The organism is Mizugakiibacter sp., assembly GCF_039680435.1.
Taxonomy (GTDB): domain Bacteria; phylum Pseudomonadota; class Gammaproteobacteria; order Xanthomonadales; family Rhodanobacteraceae; genus Mizugakiibacter.
In genome coordinates this window covers 1-2,664 of record NZ_JBDKSX010000049.1, presented here as the reverse complement: position 1 = coordinate 2,664, position 2,664 = coordinate 1, and the positions used below count along the sequence as shown (strand labels likewise).

The following is a 2,664-nucleotide window of genomic DNA, read 5'->3' as shown; positions in this document are numbered from 1 at the left end:
GACGCGCCGCCGCCGCTGCATCAGCGCCCGCTCAACGCGCAGGCCCGCATCGACCCTGCCGCCGGCGACGAGCGCGCGCCGGTCGAGGCCGTGCTCGGGCGCATGAGCACGCACGCGCGCGGCGCGCTGGCGCGGGTGGAAATCGCGCAGCTCGAGGCGCATCCCGACGCGCAGGCGCCGGCCTGGATGATCGAGCTGCCGGTGCGCGGCGAGCGCGGCACCGACGTGCTGCAGTTGCGCATCCGCCGCGACCGCGACGCGCGCGAGGCGGCGGCGCCGAACGCGGCGCCGGCGTGGAACGTCGCCTTCGCGGTCGACCTGCCCGCGCTGGGCGCGGTGCACGGCGAGGTGCGCGTGCAGGCGCGGCGCGTCGGCGTGACGCTGTGGGCCGAGCACGCCGCCACGGCACAGCGTCTCGACGCCGGCCTGCCCGCGCTGGCCGCGCGGCTGGGCGCGGAAGGCCTGGTCGCCGAGCGCCTGGTCTGCCACCACGGCCGGCCCGCGCCGGTCGAGGTCGCGCGCAGCGGCCTGCTGGACGCCACGGCATGAACCGCGATCCCGCCGCCGCGCGCGCGGTTGCGCTGCGCTACACCGGCCAGGGCGCGCCGCGCGTCACCGCCAAGGCGGACGGTGCGCTGGTCGAGGCGATGCTCGACCTCGCCGAGCGCCACGGCGTGCCGCGCCACCGCGACCCCGCGCTGGCCGCGCTGCTGGCGCGAGTCGAGCTGGACGCCGAGATCCCGCCCGCGCTGTACGCCGCGGTCGCCGCCGTGCTGGCGCTGATCTACGCCGCCGCCGCGGAGCGCGACGCATGACCCCGCGCCCGTCGCCCTCCGGCTGCGCCTGGGACGTGCTCGCCGACGCGCGCGTGCTCGCCGTCGCGCCGCCGGCCGGCGACGGCGACCCGCTGCTGGCGCTGCTGCGCCGCAGCGGCTTCAGCCAGGTGCGCCGCGCCGCGCGCGGCGCCGACGCGCTGGCGCAGCTCGACGCCGACACCGACGTGATCCTGCTCGACACCGTGCTTGCCGACATGGACGCCGCCGAATTCTGCGAGCGCCTGGCCGACCGCCCCGAAGCGCCGCCGGTGCTGCTGATGCTGCCGGCGGCCGCGCCGCGCGGCCCGCACCCGCTGCTGCCGGAAGGCGTCGCCGACGTGCTGCCGCGGCCGCTGCGCGAGATCGAGCTGGCGATGCGCATATCGGTCGCCGCGCGCCTGCAGCGCGAGCGCCGGTTGCTGCGGATGCGCGAGATCGAGCTGCGCCAGGCCGCGCACGAGCGCTCGCGGCTGCGCGGCCTGCTGCTGCGCCGCGAGGGTCGCGACGCCGCCACCGGCCTGTACTCGCGGCAGCGCTTCCGCCAGGCGCTGGACGCCGCGCTGCTGGCGGTGCGCGCCGGCGCCGGCCCGATCGGCTTGCTGGTGCTGAACCTGGACCGCTTCCGCCACCTGCGCTGCCAGCTCGGCCAGCACGACGCCGACCGCCTGCTGCGCGAGGTCGCCGCGCTGCTGCGCACGCAGGTCGGCGCCGACGGCCTGGCCGCGCAGCTCGAAGGCGACGAGTTCGCGATGCTGCTGCACGGCTGCACGCCGGAGGCGGCCGCCGAGCGCGCCGAGCGCGTGCGCGCCGCGATCGCGCAACTGACCACCGACGCCGAGGGCGAGGCCTGGCACGCCAGCGCCAGCATCGGCATCGCGGCGGTCGATGCCGAGGCCGGCGCCGAGGCCAGCCTCAGCCGCGCGCAGCGCGCCGCCTACGTGGCGCGCATGCGCGGCGGCAACATGGTGCACAGCTACCGCGCCGACGACCGCGAGCTGGCCGACCAGCGCGCCAACGCGCACTGCAGCGCGCGCCTGCGCCAGGCGCTGGCCAGCAACGGCTTCCAGCTGGTGTTCCAGCCGGTGGTGCGCATCGCCGACCTCGCCGTCGACCACTACGAGGCGCTGGTGCGCCTGGTCGGCGAGGACGGCGAGCTGCTGCTGCCCGGCGAGTTCATCGCCGTGGCCGAGCGCACCGGCCTGATCCACGACATCGACCGCTGGGTGGTCGGCGCGGCGATCGACTTCCTGCAGCGCGTGTCGACGGTGCGCGCGCAGCTCGCGCTGAACATCAACCTGTCCGGGCGCGCGTTCCAGGACGACCGCCTGCTGCCGTTCATCTGCCGCAAGCTAAACGAAACCGGCGTGCGCGCCGAGCGCATCACCTTCGAGATCACCGAGACCGCGGCGATCGCCAACGTCGAGGCGACCCGCGAGATGGTGTCGCAGCTGCGCCAGCTCGGCTGCCGCTTCGCGCTGGACGACTTCGGCGCCGGCTTCGCCAGCTACAGCTATCTGAAGGAGCTGCGCGTCGACGTGCTGAAGATCGACGGCACCTTCATCCGCAACCTGGCCGAGGATCCGATGGACCAGGTGCTGGTGCGCTCGATGGTCGACATCGCGCGCGCGCTGGGCAAGCAGACCGTGGCCGAGTTCGTCGGCGACCAGCGCACGCTGGAGCTGCTCGGCGACTACGGCGTCGACTACGCGCAGGGCTTCTACGTCGGCCGCCCGTCCAGCGCGCTGCTGCCGCGGCGGTTGCGCCTGACGCGCGCTTAGGGGGTCGCCTGCGTGGCGTCGCCTGCGTGCAGGCGACCGCGACGCGGGGACGGCCGCACGGCGGCGGAAGC

3 protein-coding genes are annotated in these 2,664 nt (G+C 76.3%); all 3 read left to right on the top strand.

The annotated features are described in order from the left end of the window. On the top strand, positions 1-549 hold a 549-nt coding region (locus tag ABFC67_RS05735), incomplete at its 5' end, for a flagellar hook-length control protein FliK (protein ID WP_346737087.1). Beyond that, positions 546-815 carry an EscU/YscU/HrcU family type III secretion system export apparatus switch protein gene (locus tag ABFC67_RS05730; RefSeq protein ID WP_346737086.1) on the top strand — a complete coding sequence of 90 codons (270 nt, stop codon included), beginning with the start codon at positions 546-548 and terminating at the stop codon, positions 813-815. The genes ABFC67_RS05735 and ABFC67_RS05730, both read left to right, overlap by 4 nt. Next, positions 812-2,593, top strand: a complete 1,782-nt coding sequence (locus ABFC67_RS05725) for an EAL domain-containing protein (protein WP_346737085.1) — start codon at positions 812-814, stop codon at positions 2,591-2,593. The genes ABFC67_RS05730 and ABFC67_RS05725 overlap by 4 nt, the downstream gene beginning before the upstream one ends. Positions 2,594-2,664: the final 71 nt, after the last annotated feature.